At 73.4% G+C, this 707-nt stretch carries 1 pseudogene; it reads right to left on the reverse strand.

Annotated elements, in window-relative coordinates:
- A pseudogene (locus IE312_RS42650) lies at positions 1-543 on the reverse strand (sugar phosphotransferase); the annotation flags it as partial.
- Between the last annotated feature and the right edge of the window lie 164 nt (positions 544-707).

Below are 707 nucleotides of genomic sequence, written 5' to 3' on the forward strand. Positions count from 1 at the left end.
CCGCCGGGGCCCGTCGGCGGAGGCGAGCAGTGCCCCGCCGTCCTCCCAGAACTCCACGTCACAGGCCAGCTCCGGTCCGGCGAGCAGCTGGCCGGCGGGGCCGAGGTGGTTCTCGCCGACGCGCAGCACGGGCGCCGTGCGCAGCGCGGCCGGCAGGACTCCGTCGAGGAACAGCGCCGGGTGCTTGAGCTGGCCGCCGGGCAGCGGCCGGCCGATGAACACGGCCGTCCCCGCGAGCCGCGCCTCCAGCGCGGTCAGCAGCCGCTCGCGGTCCACGGCGTTCACGCCGACCGTGTAGCGGGCGCGGGACGACACCAGGAAGTAGGAGATCCCCTCCTGCTCGAGCGCGCCGACCACCAGGTCCAGGTTCGAGGCGGCCGCCTCGGCTGCCGTGAACCGGTCCACGACGCGGCCGTAGAACTGCTGGCCGCGCACCGCGACCGGGCGCAGCACCGGATCCGTCACCGCCGCCTTCCGGCGCCGCCGCATGGTGCGGAGCTGCCACACCCGCTCGGCGGCCTTCCGCTCGACTCGCGGTCGCATCCGCCGCGCAAAGGAACGCACGGTCACGTTCTGTGCTCCTCTTCCTGACCCCTCAACCTTCCTGGCGATAAGCAGACAGCCGGATGTGGCGAATGGTTGTACGAGAATTAACCGAAACGTGGTGGAGCGCCGGGCACGCTCCGAGCCGGCCCGTGGGCGGCCGG

This window comes from Streptomyces capoamus, from assembly GCF_014654935.1.
GTDB lineage: Bacteria > Actinomycetota > Actinomycetes > Streptomycetales > Streptomycetaceae > Streptomyces > Streptomyces capoamus.